General features: G+C 42.3%; 13 protein-coding genes. 5 read left to right on the top strand and 8 right to left on the bottom strand.

Translation table 11 applies throughout. The features are described 5' to 3' along the window. Positions 1 to 17: 17 nt before the first annotated feature. Both UYI_RS0128040 and UYI_RS0128035 read left to right on the top strand, forming a co-directional pair. Entirely contained in the window at positions 18 to 218 is a 201-nt protein-coding gene (locus UYI_RS0128040; RefSeq protein WP_016870009.1) for a hypothetical protein, read from the top strand. Between the two features lie 405 nt (positions 219 to 623). Beyond that, complete coding sequence (locus tag UYI_RS0128035; RefSeq protein WP_016870008.1) at positions 624 to 2,204, top strand: B12-binding domain-containing radical SAM protein; 1,581 nt, start codon at positions 624 to 626, stop codon at positions 2,202 to 2,204. Between the two features lie 360 nt (positions 2,205 to 2,564). Here UYI_RS0128035 and psb34 read toward each other — a convergent pair whose 3' ends face one another. The 5 genes from psb34 to UYI_RS37305 all read right to left on the bottom strand — a co-directional run bounded on the left by psb34 (position 2,565) and on the right by UYI_RS37305 (position 6,164). Then, positions 2,565 to 2,888, bottom strand: coding sequence for a photosystem II assembly protein Psb34 (psb34, locus tag UYI_RS33625; RefSeq protein ID WP_026086221.1), 324 nt, complete (start codon positions 2,886 to 2,888; stop codon positions 2,565 to 2,567). 611 nt (positions 2,889 to 3,499) lie between these two features. Continuing rightward, complete coding sequence (locus UYI_RS0128020) at positions 3,500 to 4,459, bottom strand: orange carotenoid-binding protein (RefSeq protein WP_016870005.1); 960 nt, start codon at positions 4,457 to 4,459, stop codon at positions 3,500 to 3,502. Between the two features lie 77 nt (positions 4,460 to 4,536). Further along, positions 4,537 to 4,719, bottom strand: coding sequence for a high light inducible protein (locus tag UYI_RS0128015; protein ID WP_016870004.1), 183 nt, complete (start codon positions 4,717 to 4,719; stop codon positions 4,537 to 4,539). Positions 4,720 to 4,776: 57 nt separating this feature from the next. Next, on the bottom strand, positions 4,777 to 5,013 hold the full coding sequence (locus tag UYI_RS0128010; RefSeq protein ID WP_009459390.1) for a hypothetical protein: 237 nt from the start codon (positions 5,011 to 5,013) through the stop codon (positions 4,777 to 4,779). Between the two features lie 605 nt (positions 5,014 to 5,618). Further along, positions 5,619 to 6,164, bottom strand: coding sequence for an HNH endonuclease (locus tag UYI_RS37305; RefSeq protein WP_190806357.1), 546 nt, complete (start codon positions 6,162 to 6,164; stop codon positions 5,619 to 5,621). Positions 6,165 to 6,852: 688 nt separating this feature from the next. On the opposite strand from UYI_RS37305, the gene UYI_RS0127990 reads away from it, so the two are divergent. After that, positions 6,853 to 7,680, top strand: coding sequence for a DUF429 domain-containing protein (locus tag UYI_RS0127990; RefSeq protein ID WP_016869999.1), 828 nt, complete (start codon positions 6,853 to 6,855; stop codon positions 7,678 to 7,680). 4 nt (positions 7,681 to 7,684) lie between these two features. On the opposite strand, the gene glgP is transcribed toward UYI_RS0127990, so the two are convergent. After that, entirely contained in the window at positions 7,685 to 10,330 is a 2,646-nt protein-coding gene (glgP, locus tag UYI_RS0127985) for an alpha-glucan family phosphorylase (protein WP_016869998.1), read from the bottom strand. Positions 10,331 to 10,920: 590 nt separating this feature from the next. Here glgP and UYI_RS0127975 point away from each other — a divergent pair. Then, positions 10,921 to 12,438, top strand: a complete 1,518-nt coding sequence (locus UYI_RS0127975; protein ID WP_016869996.1) for a VanZ family protein — start codon at positions 10,921 to 10,923, stop codon at positions 12,436 to 12,438. A 335-nt stretch (positions 12,439 to 12,773) separates the two neighbouring features. Further along, positions 12,774 to 14,207 carry a serine/threonine protein kinase gene (locus UYI_RS0127970; protein ID WP_016869994.1) on the top strand — a complete coding sequence of 478 codons (1,434 nt, stop codon included), beginning with the start codon at positions 12,774 to 12,776 and terminating at the stop codon, positions 14,205 to 14,207. Positions 14,208 to 14,473: 266 nt separating this feature from the next. On the opposite strand, the gene UYI_RS0127960 is transcribed toward UYI_RS0127970, so the two are convergent. Beyond that, positions 14,474 to 15,745, bottom strand: a complete 1,272-nt coding sequence (locus UYI_RS0127960) for an HhoA/HhoB/HtrA family serine endopeptidase (RefSeq protein ID WP_016869992.1) — start codon at positions 15,743 to 15,745, stop codon at positions 14,474 to 14,476. A 443-nt stretch (positions 15,746 to 16,188) separates the two neighbouring features. After that, positions 16,189 to 16,686: RNA-guided endonuclease InsQ/TnpB family protein (locus UYI_RS0127955; RefSeq protein ID WP_016869991.1), on the bottom strand; the 498-nt coding region annotated here is incomplete at its 5' end.

Raw genomic sequence — 16,686 nt, 5'->3', positions numbered from 1 at the left:
ATTATTAATAGAACTAAATGCCTAATCCACATGGCAATCCAGAAATCAAAAAACACGGTTTTAAAACGGATAGAGATGAACCCCTAACCGAAAGAATCGCCATTAGAGTTACCAAAACAATGGCCCAGAAAATAAAATCAATTGAGAATTATCCTGAGTTTTGCCGTCGAGTACTTCAGGAAGCATTAGATAAACTTAACCAAGCCGAAGATCAGTAGCCGTCATCTTCCTGCTTTTTGCTAATTCAACTTGGTGTCTTAGTATTGTTTAGGATTGCACCACCAAAGGGCTAGTATAATTACTTTATAAAAATAGACAAAATTTAAAATCTGTTCAGAAAAACTAGCAGTAACCTTAGAAGTAATTGATTATTTTTTCATCGGGTATTTGCTGATGAAAGCTTTACTACTGTGGCTCGTATTGCCCAATTCCTTTTAGTTTTACCAAAAAACTTTGATTTGGCAGATTGTAAAACTGCTGAAAACCTGACGACTGGAAATTTGCTTTTTACTCTCAATATCTCTCCGGAGACAGACGACTAGATGTGATTTTTCTGCATATCTGCAATGGAGATGCAGAAATCAGGATTTATAGCAAAGCTTCAGAACAAGAGAATTACAACCATGAAAGCACTGTTACTTTATCCCCGCTTTCCTAAAACCTTTTGGTCTTACGATGAATTCATGAAAATCGCAGGATTAAAGGCATCTATTCCCCCACTGGGTATTATTACTGTCGCTGCTATGCTACCGACAGAATGGGAAATTCGGTTTTACGATCGCAATGTTAGCTCAGAAACGGATGCAGATTGGCAATGGTGTGATATCGTGATTCTTTCTGCGATGATTGCCCAAAAAGAAGATTTTCTTGCCCAGATTCAGAAAGCGGCACAGCTAGGGAAAAAAGTAGCAGTGGGTGGACCTTATCCGACTTCAATACCAGAAGCTGCCCTCAATGCAGGAGCTAACTACCTAATTTTAGACGAAGGGGAGATTACAGTTCCGCAATTTTTAGAAGCGATCGCCCAAAATCAAGAGCAAGGTATTTTTCGCGCCAGTGAAAAACCAGACGTGACTAAAAGTCCTATGCCTCGCTTTGACTTACTTAAGCGGGATAAATACTTTATGATGGCAGTTCAGTTTTCCCGAGGTTGCCCTTTTAACTGCGAATTCTGTGACATTATCAATCTCTATGGCCGCAAACCCCGTACCAAAGAGCCAAGTCAGACTCTAGCAGAACTCCAAAACCTCTATGATTTAGGTTGGCGTGGCTCAATCTTCATGGTGGATGATAACTTCATTGGCAATCAGCGTAATGTTAAACGCCTGCTACGAGAGTTAATTCCTTGGATGAAGGAGCGCAATTATCCCTTTACTTTTTGGACTGAGGCTTCTGTCAATCTCGCAGAAGATGCAGAATTATTAGACTTAATGGCTCAAGCTGGATTCTACGCAGTTTTTCTCGGTATAGAAACCCCCGATCAAGATAGTTTGCAAGTAACTCGTAAGTATCAGAATACCCGCAATCCTTTAGTAGAAGCCTGTCAGAAAATCCATCAAGCTGGATTACTTATTTATGCAGGATTTATCATTGGCTTCGATGGGGAACGCAGCGGTGCAGGTGAGCGGATTCAAACCTTTGTAGAACAAACTAGCATCGCTCAACCCATGCTAGGAATTTTACAAGCTGTCCCCAACACAGCGCTGTGGCAAAGACTAAAACAGGAGCAGCGATTATTAGAAGGTTTCGGTGGTGAAGAGGTGGGAGATCAAAATGCCTTAATGAACTTTGTCCCTACTCGCCCAATGGCTGAAGTTGCCAGAGAATATGTAGAGGCAATGTGGACAATGTACGAACCAAAAAATTACTTGCGACGTTGTTTTGAACAATGTCTCAACATCACACCTAATCCCTACCTCCAGCAAACAGTATATTTTCCTCCCGGAAAAGGAATTAGATTAATTATCCAGTTACTCTGGCGTCAAGGTTGGCAACGCCGGGAAATTCGTCTTCAGTTTTGGCAACAGCTGTGGGCAATTATACGTAGTAAGCCTAAATTCCTGAATATGTATTTAGGTTTATGTGCGGCTGGGGAACATTTTTGGCAATATCGGATTTTAGCTAGAGAGCGCATTACTCAGCAGTTAGGATTTGATCCACTGACTATGCCTAATGCTGTGGAACAAGATTTAGTCACAGTTTAAGAGCTTTAGTGGTGTGCAATTACTGGGGGTCAGAATCCCCCTGTAATTAACCTTCTGACCTCTGACTTCTTCAATAGGGTTTTCGTCACTGAAGCAGACCCCAAATTCGCATCCGATTGTTGAACAATAACTTTAACTTAAGCAAGTTGGTGAGAAAAAGCCTAACTATGTTATTAAAGATTAACTAAGCTAAAAGCCTGTTCCCTCCAGGCTGCCTCCTGTCTTATCTTGACAATAAATATTCACGACGACCTAGTTAGTAGTTAATTGCATGAGTTATCAGTCGTTAGTGGTGGTCAGATCCCAGGCTTCTGGAGAAGTCCAGGATATTGTAGGCATCAAAATTAATGCGATAGACCACTAGCTAACAGCAAATGCAGTCATCAGTGTTAGAGCAACAAACAGGATAGCTACTGCCCCTTGGAAGATGTAGCGCTGTTGCTGTTCTGGTGAGGGATACTCTGCCAAGGACATAGCAGGCTGAATTGCGTAGTTATTGATCATTCCCTCGTCATTTACTGTATAGCCAGTTGCGAGAGGCAGGTTCAGCAATTGACTGCCGTCTCTGTGTTTACGCGCTTGAACTTCAGCGGGGATCAGTTCACTGCCATCACTACGAAGATGTGCGATCGCTTTGTTCGGTTTCTTTCCTGCTGTTAAATCTCCTTCTTTATTGAAATGCATTTCCCATGGTTCGCATATGTACACCTCCGCTTCCATAAAGAAACTCTCAGCAGTCCTACAATCCTCAAGGTTGAGGGTCTTCCCTTCTCTATCGATGTAGCGCATGGGCGTGACCTCGTGTTTAAGTTATATACAATTATTATAACAAATTATTTACAAAACTGTAATACTTGTAATAATATTGCCTGTTAATATCTTTAAATTTGTAAAAGTTCCAAAAACTGTGTTGCAACTAAATACGGAGTCTTGTCTATCAATCTTTAATTCATGTTGCACCCAAGGTTCAACGAATAGGATTGCTAATAATTGAGCTTGATAAAAACAAAGAAACCCCGTGTTTTAGAGGCTTGGAGGGTTATGCAGATGTAAATGGGTTGGGCGCTACTTCAATAACCTCTTTCTAATAGAGTATTTACCAACTCTACTCTTCTAGACCCACCCAGACACTGCCTTCTTCTACGCGGGTTGGAAAAATTGTCAGAGCCTTCCGCGCATCTTGGGGGAGGGCATCTTGAGCAAGCACCTTGACCCAATTCATAAAAATCTCCAGCATTTAAGAACTAAATTGAGGAACTTGTCGGATCCACATCCCAAAACACCCTAAACATGTTCTACTGGATAAAGCCCATGTTAAGTAGTTCCTGGGGAGTTGCCAGCACGTCAATTGCCACAAAGAAAATCTTACCTTGCGGATTGAGCAAGAACCGCCATGCTAGATTTATGCCAACACTGTCACCAAACCAGGGAGTTTGCACTTTACCCGTCACTTTAACCTGGGTGAATCCTCCTTCTGCTGGCTCAGATATCCCCCGCTCTGGTATGAGCTTGAGTCCATAGCATTCTTCGCGCATATAGGCGAGGATGTTCTCCTGACCGACAATTGGGTCTTGGAAAGGGGGTTGCAAGGCACCATTTTCAGCAAATAAAGCCACAGCCCCTTGGAAGTCAAAGGCGTTCATATTCTCCATGTAGCTGAGGACTGTCAAGTTGTCGATGCCCTCAATGCTAACTTTAGCTCGGGGTGCGATATCTTTAGGTGGAACCACAGGTTCTTTAACTTTTTGGGAGCTCACTGTTGGAGCACACCCCATGTTGACGACTATATTTTGTAATACGGTGAGTTGCTGACCCCCTTCAAGTTGACGGATGGTTTGGAGGACATCTGATGCCTGTGCAGACAGTTTATAACCTTCTGGAATCGGAGCAACGATTCCTTGTTTCATCCACTCGCCTAACTGATACCAGAAGCCCAACTTGACATTAGTGCCGAAAGATGAATATGTACGGCAGATAGGAGTGTCAGCATGGTTAATCAGATCGCACATCACTTGCGTTTGCTCTCTAGCAGACATCTGCTTGATTTGAGTCAAGGTTTTTTCTGCGAAGACCATATTGGCTGCTCCCATAGCAGCAGGAGTGATTGTAACTCCCATCTCGGTATAGGTAAACCAAAGTAAAGCCAACTGATCCTCAGCACTGAGCTGATTGAATGATTCAACTATAGCTGGAATTGCATTAGCAACTTCAGTTTCAGGAAAAATAGAGCGTGCAGATTCGATAGTAAACGACATTTTTCAAAATCTCCAGAACGAAATTACATGAATTGATTCAAATTAACCTGTTGCTTCTTGTTGCAGCAACTGCTGACTTACAGAATACTCCAGAAGTGAAGGAAGCCTTGACCGGAAAACATTTCAATCAGGACGGCAGATATAAAGCCAATCATGGCTAAACGACCGTTCCAGAGTTCAGTCTGGGGTGTGAATCCCCAAAGCCAAGAATTGCGCTTATCATTTTCGTTTATTGGCGAGGTGATGTTTGTCTGGGTCATAACAGTTTCCTGGGAGTTAATTTTGGTAATGACTCTGCTTCTCGTCTCCATGCTCGTTTAAAAAGGTCGCAGACAGAAAGTCCAGAAGATACTTGCAATAGCGATCGCGATCAAGCTAAGGTTGAAAAAACGACCTATTGTGGAGCTTAGACCCAGTGCCTTATCTTCTTTACCTCCAGTGAAAAACAATGACCAAGCTTGAGTTGCGTTGATTTTCTCAAAGTGATTGAAACTGGATCTGAAGACAACGGGATTGAGCAGAGAGGGATTAGTTAAGCCAACATTAGTTCTCATTAGTTTCATCCTTATATTTTGCAAAAGTGTTGAGGATATCTAGTGAAGCTCAATTTGTTAGAAGCCTGTGTATGCTTAGTCAGGACTACTAGAACCAGGAACGAAACAAAACCAATCATGGCTAACGTCTCCGTTCATTTTTCTGCATACTGAATTAAAGCCAAACTGAAGCTGATCCATCACGTTATTGTTAGGTTCGATGGCGTAGTTGTTTAGCCTACCGAATTCTTCAGCCACTAAATCACTTTTTATAAGTTCTGCTTTTTGTTTTTGAGTTATCGCATAAATTAAATTTAACAAATTTATTACAATTTTGCAACGTTTATTGCAAAATAAAATAGGTGATAATATTAGAAATCCTCGTTATTGTCCCTGTCTATTTGCTGGAAAAGTTAACCAATTGGGTATTACTAAAAGAATGTTGACCGCAAATAATGGGATACAAGCCGTTAACCTAAGCATGCAGGTCGCCCCCATGCTGGGTTTCAGAACCGGACATGAAGTAGGGTGGGTAGCCAACGAGTTACCATTACTGGCACTTTTCCAACCACCCCCCTCCAAACTACGCATGACCGTTTCCGTATCACGTAGCTTTCCAGTAATCATTACGTTTTGAGAGTGTCACCATCGTAGCGTCCGTATTGGATTTTCTCATGGCATTGACAACAAACTACAAGAGTTTTACGTTTACGTGCTGACATTTTAAGCATCCATTCGGGGCGTTCCTTACGACCTTTTTGCTTAATATCTGCTAGTTTACGAATATGGTGGACTTCAATATTGTCCGTTGCTCCGCAAATTTCACATTTATTAGCTTTCTCCAGGGACATCCCATCCACTGTTTCCGGTGTTGCGCCAGGTGTCATTGCACCCGCATTGCTGTTTAGCTTGCCGTAGGCACGTAAATATAAATCTAGATTGTATAGTAGTCGATACACATCTTCTACTGGCAACCCACGTTGTCCGCGTGTACGTATGATGTTCAGTATCGTTTCGGCTGTTCGCATCCTGCGTACCTCTCGACTTCTGTTACATCTAATTACCTGTTCCACTTTGCCCTGTAAACGGCTCTCCCGTTCTCCTTGATGGGGCGTAACTCCCATGACTACTATTGGAACTCCGTTACCATAGGACTCGCGTCCCGTAGGCAATCCCGTGTTCCTTTGCTGATGAACGTTTAGAACGACTTAGGCTTCTACTCATATCCTTAAATAAGTTCATTACTTATCGCTCATCTGTCAGGGCGTACCATAAACAAAAGTCTAATTTATGGTTACAGATGACATCGGTGTACAGACGTGCTACCGAAGGATGTGAAGTTCCACCTCTGGATATTAGGATTCAAGCAATTCAGCTTTAGCCATATCGTTCAGGCGTTGCGGGACTGTAATTTACACGTCTTCTATTACTCCCCGCTTTACGAACATGCTCTTTTCCCCTCGCTCTTTCAAGTCTAGGTTAGTTGTTCGCCTTGGAGTCAGTTACCCTGAACTCCAACCAACTTTGTTGGTAATCAAATCAGCGCATACCACGGCGCACTGTTTCCAATCACACGGCTCCTCTCCAGATTGACCCTTGACGTGGGTACTTATTGCGATCGCCCATTACCATGTTGCGCTAAGGCTGCCATTTCCTTGTCAGAGATTTCTGGCTCCTTGGTATAGATCGAATTTAGTTGTATTGATAATTCGTAATTCGTAATTACGCATTACATTTCCATCACAAAGATCCTTTTGATAGATTATTAGTTACTCAATCAAATATCGAAAATATAATTTTAGTTAGTTGTGATCCTTTGATAGCAAAGTATCCAGTTAAAATAACCTGGTGATAAAACCGATGAAATTTTTAGGCATTGACTTAGGCTGGAAATCGCAACCAAGTGGACTATGCTGCATAGAATGGGCAGATCAGAAACTACAAATCCTCGATTTAGATCGCAAAGAAGTAATTGCAGACATCCTCAACTGGGTAGATACTTGCGTTCCACCAGGTGAAAGTGCCGTCATCGCCGTAGACGCCCCGACTCTCATCCCCAACGCCACCGGTAGCCGCCTCCCGGACAAACTCACCCATAAATACTTCGGTAAATACCACGCTGGTTGCTACCCCGCCAATTTGAATCTTCCCTTCGCCCAACGCACCATTAACTTTGGCTTAGAACTAGAATCTCGTGGTTTCGCCCACGCCCCCACCATCGAACCGCAACAACCCGGCAGATATCAAATCGAAGTCTTTCCCCACCCCGCCATAGTCCATCTCTTCAACCTAGAACACATCCTCAAGTATAAAAAAGGACGCCTGAGCGATCGCCACCAAGAACTCATCAAACTCTACAATTACATTACACAAACCCTACCTACTCTCAATCCTCATCTGTGTCCTCTGCGCCTCTGCGGTTCACTTCTCCCCCAAATCCCAACCACAGGCGCAATACTCAAAGCAGCCGAAGACAAACTAGATAGCTTAATCTGTGCTTACGTAGCAGCATATTGGTGGTATTGGGGAGAACAACGTAACCTAGTACTAGGCGATCGCACTACAGGTTACATAGTTGTGCCCCAGAGGCTCGGGGATTACGGATCAGGGAAAGGGGACAAGGGAGATGGGGAGATGGGGGGATGGGGGGACACGCGGAATAGCCAATGCCCGATCCCCGATCCCTAATCACTCACTGCGCCCACAAAATTAGCCTTGGCTCATAAGGACTGGAAAGGTACTTATGTTTAGGCAATACACGCAAAGATAATCCTTGCAAACCAGAAGTAGTATACAAAATATCAGCCGTGTAAATACTTAAACCTTGGTCATCCTCTCCTTGGTATTCCATCACCAGTGGTACACCGTTGACAATCTCGCCACTGGCATCTACTGCACCTTGATACAGTTCTACCTGTACATCATTATTTGTGAGAGTAGCCAAATCAACTTTGGCTTTCACAGCAACAGTTTGGTTTACCTCAATATCAGGGCCGGCAGAGACATCAATATCTTTAATAGTGATATTGTACCAATGTTCACCTAGATTTAATTTCCAAGCTGCCAGTTCTTTAGCAGGAGCGTAATTATCACTAGTCAGGATATGATAGCGATCGCTCGCTGGGAAATATGCTCTTTGTGCATACTCTCGCACCATTCGTGCAGTGTTAAATAAGGGACAATTTAATCGGATGGCATCTTTCATTTTGGCTACCCAGCGTCTGGGCAAACCGTCCGCATCGCGATGATAAAATAACGCTACGACTTCTTTTTCTAAGATGTCATACAGAGCGTTTGCTTCTACTTCATCCTGATAGTTGGGATCGTCGTAAATTTCTCCGTGTCCAATTGCCCAACCAGTGCGGACATAATCCGCTTCATCCCACCAACCATCAAGTACACTTAAATTTGGCAACCCATTCATCGCTGCTTTCATGCCACTAGTACCAGAGGCTTCTCGGGGGCGACGGGGTGTGTTTAACCATACATCACAACCCGCCACCATCAACCGGGCAATATGTATATCATAATTTGGAACAAACACAATCTGTTTTTCCAAATTATTTTCGCGGATGAAATGATTAATTTCGCGGATAAGTTCTTTGCCAGGAATATCTTTAGGGTGTGCCTTACCAGCAATGACAAATTGTACCTTGCGGTCTTTGTTACCTAATAAAATCCGCTTGATGCGTTCTATATCACGCATCCATAAAGTAGCACGCTTGTAGGTGGCAAAGCGACGGGCAAAGCCAATCGTTAAAACGTAAGGATCAAGGACTTCTTGAGCTTGGGCAATTTCGCTAGGAGATGCACCGCGATCGCGTAAATGTTTGACTAAACGCTCCCGCACATACAAAATCATATCCAAGCGGCAGCGTTCGTGGTTTCGCCACAACTCTTCATCGGGAATCGCGTTCATCCGATCCCACAGGGGATGATCCACTGGTGCTGATGACCAATTGGGGCCTAAATAGCGATCGTATAACTCTTGAGTTGATTTAGCCACACAACTACGGGCATGAACACCGTTAGTAATAGCAGTAATTGGCACTTCTTGGGTTGGTACGTCAATCCACAAACCCTTAAACATCTGTCGTGACACCGTACCGTGCAACTGCGCCACACCATTAGAAAATGTCGCCATCTTTAGCGCTAGCACTGCCATACTAAAAGGTGAAGATAAATCACCCGTACTCTCTCGTCCCAACGCTAAAAATTCGTCTTTACCTGAACCAAAAATTTCTGCATAGTGTCCCAAATAGTACAAAACTTTATCTGGTGGGAACAAGTCGATTCCGGCTGGCACTGGTGTATGGGTGGTAAATATATTTGTGGAAGCTACCACTTGCCTAGCTTCGATGTAACTCAGCCCTTGTTCTTCAATTAAAATCCGGATACGTTCTAGGGCAGAAAACGCCGCATGTCCTTCATTCATGTGGTAGGCGGTGACGTTATACCCCAACGCTTTTAGCATCCTAACGCCGCCAATACCCAACATTATTTCCTGGTGGATACGCATATCAATATCACCACCATACAGTTGATCTGTAATGTCGTGATCGTAGGGATTGTTGGGTTCAATATTGGTGTCTAGCATGTACAACGGCACTCTTCCCACTTGTACACGCCAAACCCTAGCATAAACTGTGCGCCCTGGATAATCTACTGTAATTCGCAGTTCTGAACCATCCGGGTTGCGTTCTAGGTGCAAAGGCATATTATAAAAGTCGTTAATTGGGTAACGCTCTTGTTGCCAGCCATCAGCATTTAAATACTGGGCAAAATAGCCTTGCTGGTACAGCAAACCCACACCGACGAGGGGAAGCCCTAAATCACTGGCAGATTTCAAATGATCCCCAGCCAGTACACCCAAGCCCCCTGAATAAATGGGCAAACAGTCCACAAGCCCAAACTCAGCAGAAAAATAGGCGTAGCATTCCGGAGATCGGCGATTAGGGATCGGGGATTGGGAATCGGGAAAAGACGAAGCAGAAGAATTGCTTCCTTGTCCCCAGTTCCTTGTTCCCGATCCCTTGTCCCTCGTTTTCTCATACCAAGTGCGTTCTTTGAGATAATCTTCTATCTGCAAAGCAGCACGATCCATTTGTGCCAAAAAGCCTTCATCTTCCACTACTTCTAACAACCGCGCTTGGCTGATGGTTCCTAGCATCAAAACAGGGTTATGACGGCTAGATTCCCATAAATCAGGATCTAAACGGCGAAATAAATCTTTAGTTTCAACGTTCCAATCCCAATGTAAGTTGTATGCCAGCTTGCGTAGTGGTTCGAGTCGCGCAGGCAAAGAAGGTGAGACATTAAATGTACGAATTGGCTGCATAGGCTTAGCAGAACTCCAGGTCTAGCTATCGCTATTGTTGTCTGTCTTTTGTTAATGTTGCCAATTTTTTATACTGTGTTCGCAAATCGCCCCTAATATTGTTAAGTTTTGAAAAAATTAAGCAATTGCTACGTCCAAAACTGAAGTTATGAGCTAATTGCTTTAGTGTGACTTGAAAAACTTTAGTATGACTGCGATTCACGGCTTAGTCTACGCGCTTGTCCAATCAGACGTTATCACCAACATCAACCAATTCATAGATAACACCAAGACTTTTGTTCAAAATATCGTGATTTTCCTTATTAACATCAAGACGTTTGCTCAAACCCTCGTGACTGTCATCAGAAACATTAAGACTGTAGTCATTAATGTGGAAGCGATCGCCCCCTCAACTAACTGCCACCTACAAACTCAGAGAAACTACTCACTAATCTCTGATTTCGCCAGAGTAAAAAAGCAAAAATATATGTGCTGAACGTGCTGTATCACTAAAATTTAGTGACGGATTTTGAGCAGATGAACAAAAATGAGCAAAACTACGTCTTGAGTTAGACCATCCTCAGAATTAGTATTAAGTAAAATGAACAGTCATGAAGAAACGTCAAACTATTCGTCACCCTCATTTATTAGGCCTGCTCAAAGATTACGCGCTTGTCGCTATAAGTGTATTAGTAGTACTGTTAGCGACACTTTATCCTTTTAAGTTTTCATTTCCAGATTCTTTTTCTTTAGAAGAACTAATCAATAGTTTTAGTAATACTAGTTCTTTCCAAGATACAGTCAACAATATTTTATTATTTCTACCTCTAGGGTTCTTTTGTAGTAGTCTCCTACAAAGACACAGGGTAAAATTAGGACTGGAAATTTTAATAGTTATATTAGCAAGTGCGAGTTTATCGACGATAGTTGAATTTTTACAAGTTTTTCTACCTGGAAGAAGACCGACTCCAGAGGATATTATTAATAATACTATTGGTGGTTTTGTTGGTTGGCTTTGCTTTAATTGGCTTCTTTCCCGCAGCTTTGCTTACATCTTGGCAAGGATTGAGAATAATAGCAGTAGACGGGTGAATCAAAGAGTAGCTGCCTTTTGCCTTGGTTACATATTATTATCATCGCTGAATTTAGTATTTTGGCAAAGTACAACTTATTTAAGTAATTGGAACTCCAACTACCCACTTGTAATTGGCAATGAGGCAACAGGAGATAGACCTTGGCAAGGATATATCTCTAAAGTATATATAACAGATAAAGCCGTTTCTGCTATTGAAGCCGCACAGATATTTCAAGATAAAGATTACTTTAACAATTATGACGATTCTCTGTTAGCTGCTTACAAATTAGATAAAAGCGGTCAATACTCTTATCGAGACAAAAGTGGTAATTTACCCAAATTATTGTGGCGTGGTCAACCTGTAGATATTCAGGAAAATAAAGGAGCTTTATTGAGTTCTAGTAACTGGCTAGAAACAGCAGCTGCTGTGAAAAAATTAAATAAAAGAATATCCAATACTTCTGAATTTACTATCAGCACCACTGTAGCTACTAGCGAAATCAATCAAACTGGGCCTGCCCGAATTGTGTCAATTTCTGATGATCCTCTGCGTCGTAATTTTACTTTAGGACAGCAGAGAACAGCTTTAAACTTGCGATTAAGAACACCAATCACCGGAGAAAATGGTGGAGATGTTAAACTGAACATTCCTAATATTTTTACAGACAAACAACCACATAATCTAATAATTACTTATTCTCGTCCAATCATTCAGGTATACGTAGATAACCTCCAAAATTCTTATTCATTAAATTTACTCGATTTAATTCCCATAGCCCATAAGCTGTTTTACTATTCCTTAAATTTCATCCCTTTAGGAATTTACCTAGCCCTTCTTTCTCTGTTGGTAAAAAATAGTCGCGTCATTCACAGGTGGTTAATATTTTTGGGTATATTATTACCTTCTGTGATGCTGGAAGCCTTTTTGGTAAATGCGTACGGTAAGGAAATGAGTTTGAGAAATATTTTAATTGGTGTATTTTTTACAGCAACTACAGCATTTATACTGAAGAACAGAGCTACCATTTTAGTCAAAAAAGTAGCTTTAAATTGAGGAATATTGACCAAAAATAAGGCGGAAAATAGTAGTGGCGTGGCGAGACTAAAAATAGTGCAATAATTCTCTTCTTCTATCTGGTGTGTTCTCTCTGTTGAAAAGCTTTGAAGTTCCCTCCGGGACGCTGCTTTGTAGACGCTGTGCCTGGTGCGGTTTATTAATGCACAAATTTAGCTGTGTCACACCAGTATAGGAGAATACACTTAGTCGGCACTCGGTCAAAAATCAGATATTTGATCTGTATACATAAATTTTGCAATCAATCCTGAAGAAACTACTCATGATTAGAAAAGTCTATTGTTGTTAATTTTGCATAACAGTTTAGCCATAGCATGATTGGCAAATTGCTAGATCGGCGTTATCAGGTGGTTCAGATACTAGGCCAAGGTGGATTCGGTCATACCTATATAGCCGAAGATACTCGTCGTCCTGGAAATCCCTCCTGTGTAGTCAAGCACCTCCAACCAGCAACTAGTGATCCAGATTTTTTGGAAACAGCTAGACGCTTATTTAAAAGAGAAGCTGAAACCCTGGAAAAGCTGGGTAATCATGACCAAATTCCCCGACTGCTAGCTTACTTTGAAGAAGACGAAGAATTTTACCTGGTGCAAGAATTTGTTCCTGGTAATCCGCTATCTATGGAATTGCAACCGGGTGTACAGTGGAGTGAAAGCCAAGTCATTCATCTACTGCAAGACGTTTTACCCATTCTAGAATTTGTTCACAGTCATGAGGTGATCCATCAGGATCTCAAACCCCATAATTTAATTCGCCGTAGTTCTGATAATAAGCTGGTTTTAGTTGACTTTGGTGCAGTGAAACAAGTGAAGATGTATTCACTGATGACACCAGATCAGCTAAAAAACGAGACTATTCCAATTGGCACACCTGGCTATATGCCAAGTGAACAAGCACTAGGTAGACCCTATCCTAATAGTGATATTTATGCTTTGGGTATGATAGCCATTCAAGCGTTGACTGGGTTGCATCCCAAACAGTTAGGTGAAGAGCCTGCAACTGGGGAGATAATATGGCAGCATCATGCCCAAGTTAGTGACGCCTTAGCAGCTATTTTAACTAAGATGGTGCGTCAACATTACAAATACCGCTATCATTCAGCAACTGATGCGCGACAAGCAGTAGCCGCTATTACCAGTCCCAACACACCAAGCGTTGTAGCAGCTGTCGTCAACCAGATATTAAAGGATTATTGGCAACAGGGCTATCTTTCTGCTACAAAAATGGTGCGATCGCTCCAAGAACTAGCAAAACCTTGTTACGTTCCCCCAGATAACACAACAGTTCGCCTATCCACAGGCTCAACACCCACAATTCCACCAACAATACCACAACCACAGAATTTAGGAAAAACTGCTCGTCTCAATCCATTTGCATCACGCAGCAATTTCCAGATTAAACGTCGTCAATTACCATTATTAATTTTTGGTAGTGGTGCTGCGATTTTACTTACTTACGGTGTAATTACCACAAGTCGCCCACCCCAGCCTGCACCTGTAGTTGCAAAAAATCAAGTTAAAGAAACAACCGATCAAAATCAAACCCCAGACAAAGATAGTTGTATTGTTGTCGTTAGCCCATCTAATTTACGGTCTACATCCGGACGCAGGAGAACAGGAAAAGTTGTCAAAGCTGGAACCAAAGTCACAGTTACAGGCAGAGAACAAAATGGTTGGATAGAAATTAGTTCCCCTGAATCTGGGTGGATTTGGAAGAGTCGGACGAGAAATATTTGTTCTGGGAAATAAATGCACACCCATAAACTATCTGTGTACATCTGTGTTCGATTTTCAAAATGATATCATGTCCGACTAATCGCTTACGATATAAAGCTTGGGCATTGAGGAGCTAGTGCGGTGGCTCACCAATTACCGACAAAGACGAATAATATAAGTCCTCAAGCGGACATGATGTGATTAATTTGTGGGCGAAGCATTTGGTGAATTATCTTTTTTACAAAACCAACAAATTATTACCCAAATGCCCACCCTACAGACGCCCAGCCGTCAAAAACCTATTGTTGATTCATAGCAGTGGGAAATGCACCTGGTTGTACAGCTAAATTGACGGTTTGACCTTGACGGCGCAATTCTATGCGTAAATTTCCACCAATTTGGCTATTATCTACTGCTTTTTGCACACTACTAGCATCTGTGACAGTTTCACCATTGACTTTTTGAATTACATCACCAGCACGTATACCTGCCCTCGCCGCTGGTGAATTGGGCATAACTCTGACAACTAATACACCTCTATCTTCATTGACAGTCAAATTGCTGTTGGGATCTGAGTTGAGATTATCTCTCAACTCTGGTGTCAACCCGATCATTTGAATACCTAAATAAGGATGTTGAGCTCTACCTGTGGTAATCAGTTGATCAGCAATGCGTTGGGCTGTGTTGATGGGAATGGCAAAACCAATTCCTTGTGCCCCCTGGATAATGGCTGTATTCATGCCAATTACTTGTCCACGATCATTTAACAAGGGGCCACCAGAGTTACCAGGGTTAATTGCTGCGTCTGTTTGAATATAGTCAACTCGTTTATCGGTAGCACCAATCAAATTGCCATTGCGTCCAGTAGCGCTGATAATACCTGTGGTGACAGTATTATCTAATCCCAAAGGATTACCGATCGCGATCGCTAATTGTCCTGGTTGCAATTGATCAGAATTGCCCATTGCCAAGGTAGGTAGGTTATTAGCTGCAATCTTGACAACTGCCACATCAGTCAACTCGTCTTTACCCAACACCTTACCGTCAAAGCTGCGTCCATCTTTGAGTGTGACTTTCACTGTATCCGCACCATCAACAACGTGAGCATTAGTGAGGATGCGACCATCACCACTAATGATAAAACCAGAACCAGTACCACGTTCTACTCGCTGTTGTGGTGAAGATGGTATTTGCCCCCCAAAAAAGCGACGGAAGAAGGGGTCATCAAATTCATCTGGTAACTGAGTTTTTACAGTTCTAGCAGAATCAATTCGCACTACCGCAGGGCCAACTTTTTGAACAACATTTGTGACAAAGTTGGGGTCTGTGGTTGTTGGTAATGGTGGCGCAGCATTAACTGGAGTCACTGCTAAATTAGATGCATTCTTAGACATCTGCTGATGGTTATTAGCTACGTAGCCACCAGCAAGAGTCATTCCACAACCGAGTAACACTAGCGATAAATTCATAGCTGCCCTGCGCCAAGGTGCAATAGAATAGGGTTTGTCGCTAGATGAATTCAAAGAAACGTTGTTTGATAAATTGTCGTGTTCGCGTGGTTCGTGTAACATTTTTTGTACAGAGTATCTTTAAACTTATATCCAATCTAGATACTCCTTATAAAGATTTTGTTTCAGAATTATGGCGCTGATGTGAAACTTGATTTAAAAGAACTTCACTAGTACTCTACCACACAAGTTTTGACAGCTTGCGAGGCGTCAGATCCCCGACTTTTTTAAAAAAGTCGGGGATCTGACCTACCTATCAAAATCAATTTGGTGAACTACTAGTACTCCACCACATTAATTTTGATAGTATTGCCTCGTCCCCTGGTTACGAGTCACAAACTACTAAAAACTCCGCCTCTTTATCCATATTTATCTGTGTATATCTGTGTGCATCGGTGTTAGTTCAAATCTCATAGTTGCAATGGTTAAAGCCCGCTCTTTCGGAGAATTGTAGGAAGTTGACATCCTCCCCACACGCCACTACGTTTTGTGTGGGGATTCCCACATCACTGTGAGAGTTTCCTCTTTCGCTGAGATGACTTACTTTTAGAAGTTACCTTCTCTAAGCAGAGGTCAGACTCTCCAGAGGCGTACTGAATTCCCGATTGCCCATCGGTATTTTTGAATAGTTCCAGTCCTTTGTTAAGGATGTTACGACTAGCGTTGTAATCACGGCAAGCGGTGTACGAGCAATTAGAACAATTGTGTGTCCTAGTGCTAAGAGTCTTATGGACTTGATGCCCACAATTTGAGCAATCAATTGTCGTGTACGCAGGTGACACTGCAACAACAACTCGTCCGTACACCTTGCCGAAATATTCTAACCACTGAGTAAAAACACTCCAACTGGCATCAGAGATACTTTTCGCCAGTTTGTGGTTTTTCACCATGTTTTGCACCTGTAACTTCTCATACGCCACAAAGTCTGCCGACTTGATTACGCATTGGGCTAATTTCACGCACCAATCTTTACGCTGGCGTTGTAATTTCAGGTGTTTTCTACC

Origin of the sequence: Fischerella muscicola PCC 7414 (assembly GCF_000317205.1) — a bacterium.
GTDB lineage: Bacteria > Cyanobacteriota > Cyanobacteriia > Cyanobacteriales > Nostocaceae > Fischerella > Fischerella muscicola.
Note: the sequence above shows the minus strand (reverse complement) of the source record. Positions and strands in the feature narration are given on the sequence as shown.

What these genes read in the sequence shown, in the direction of transcription:
- UYI_RS0127960 (WP_016869992.1), bottom strand. Translation starts at nt 15,745, where the DNA reads ATGTTACACGAACCACGCGAACACGACAATTTATCAAACAACGTTTCT.
- UYI_RS0127970 (WP_016869994.1), top strand. Translation starts at nt 12,774, where the DNA reads ATGATTGGCAAATTGCTAGATCGGCGTTATCAGGTGGTTCAGATACTA.
- psb34 (WP_026086221.1), bottom strand. Translation starts at nt 2,888, where the DNA reads ATGCATTTCAATAAAGAAGGAGATTTAACAGCAGGAAAGAAACCGAAC.
- UYI_RS0128035 (WP_016870008.1), top strand. Translation starts at nt 624, where the DNA reads ATGAAAGCACTGTTACTTTATCCCCGCTTTCCTAAAACCTTTTGGTCT.
- UYI_RS0128010 (WP_009459390.1), bottom strand. Translation starts at nt 5,013, where the DNA reads ATGAGAACTAATGTTGGCTTAACTAATCCCTCTCTGCTCAATCCCGTT.
- UYI_RS0128040 (WP_016870009.1), top strand. Translation starts at nt 18, where the DNA reads ATGCCTAATCCACATGGCAATCCAGAAATCAAAAAACACGGTTTTAAA.
- UYI_RS0127975 (WP_016869996.1), top strand. Translation starts at nt 10,921, where the DNA reads ATGAAGAAACGTCAAACTATTCGTCACCCTCATTTATTAGGCCTGCTC.
- glgP (WP_016869998.1), bottom strand. Translation starts at nt 10,330, where the DNA reads ATGCAGCCAATTCGTACATTTAATGTCTCACCTTCTTTGCCTGCGCGA.
- UYI_RS0128015 (WP_016870004.1), bottom strand. Translation starts at nt 4,719, where the DNA reads ATGACCCAGACAAACATCACCTCGCCAATAAACGAAAATGATAAGCGC.
- UYI_RS0127990 (WP_016869999.1), top strand. Translation starts at nt 6,853, where the DNA reads ATGAAATTTTTAGGCATTGACTTAGGCTGGAAATCGCAACCAAGTGGA.
- UYI_RS0128020 (WP_016870005.1), bottom strand. Translation starts at nt 4,459, where the DNA reads ATGTCGTTTACTATCGAATCTGCACGCTCTATTTTTCCTGAAACTGAA.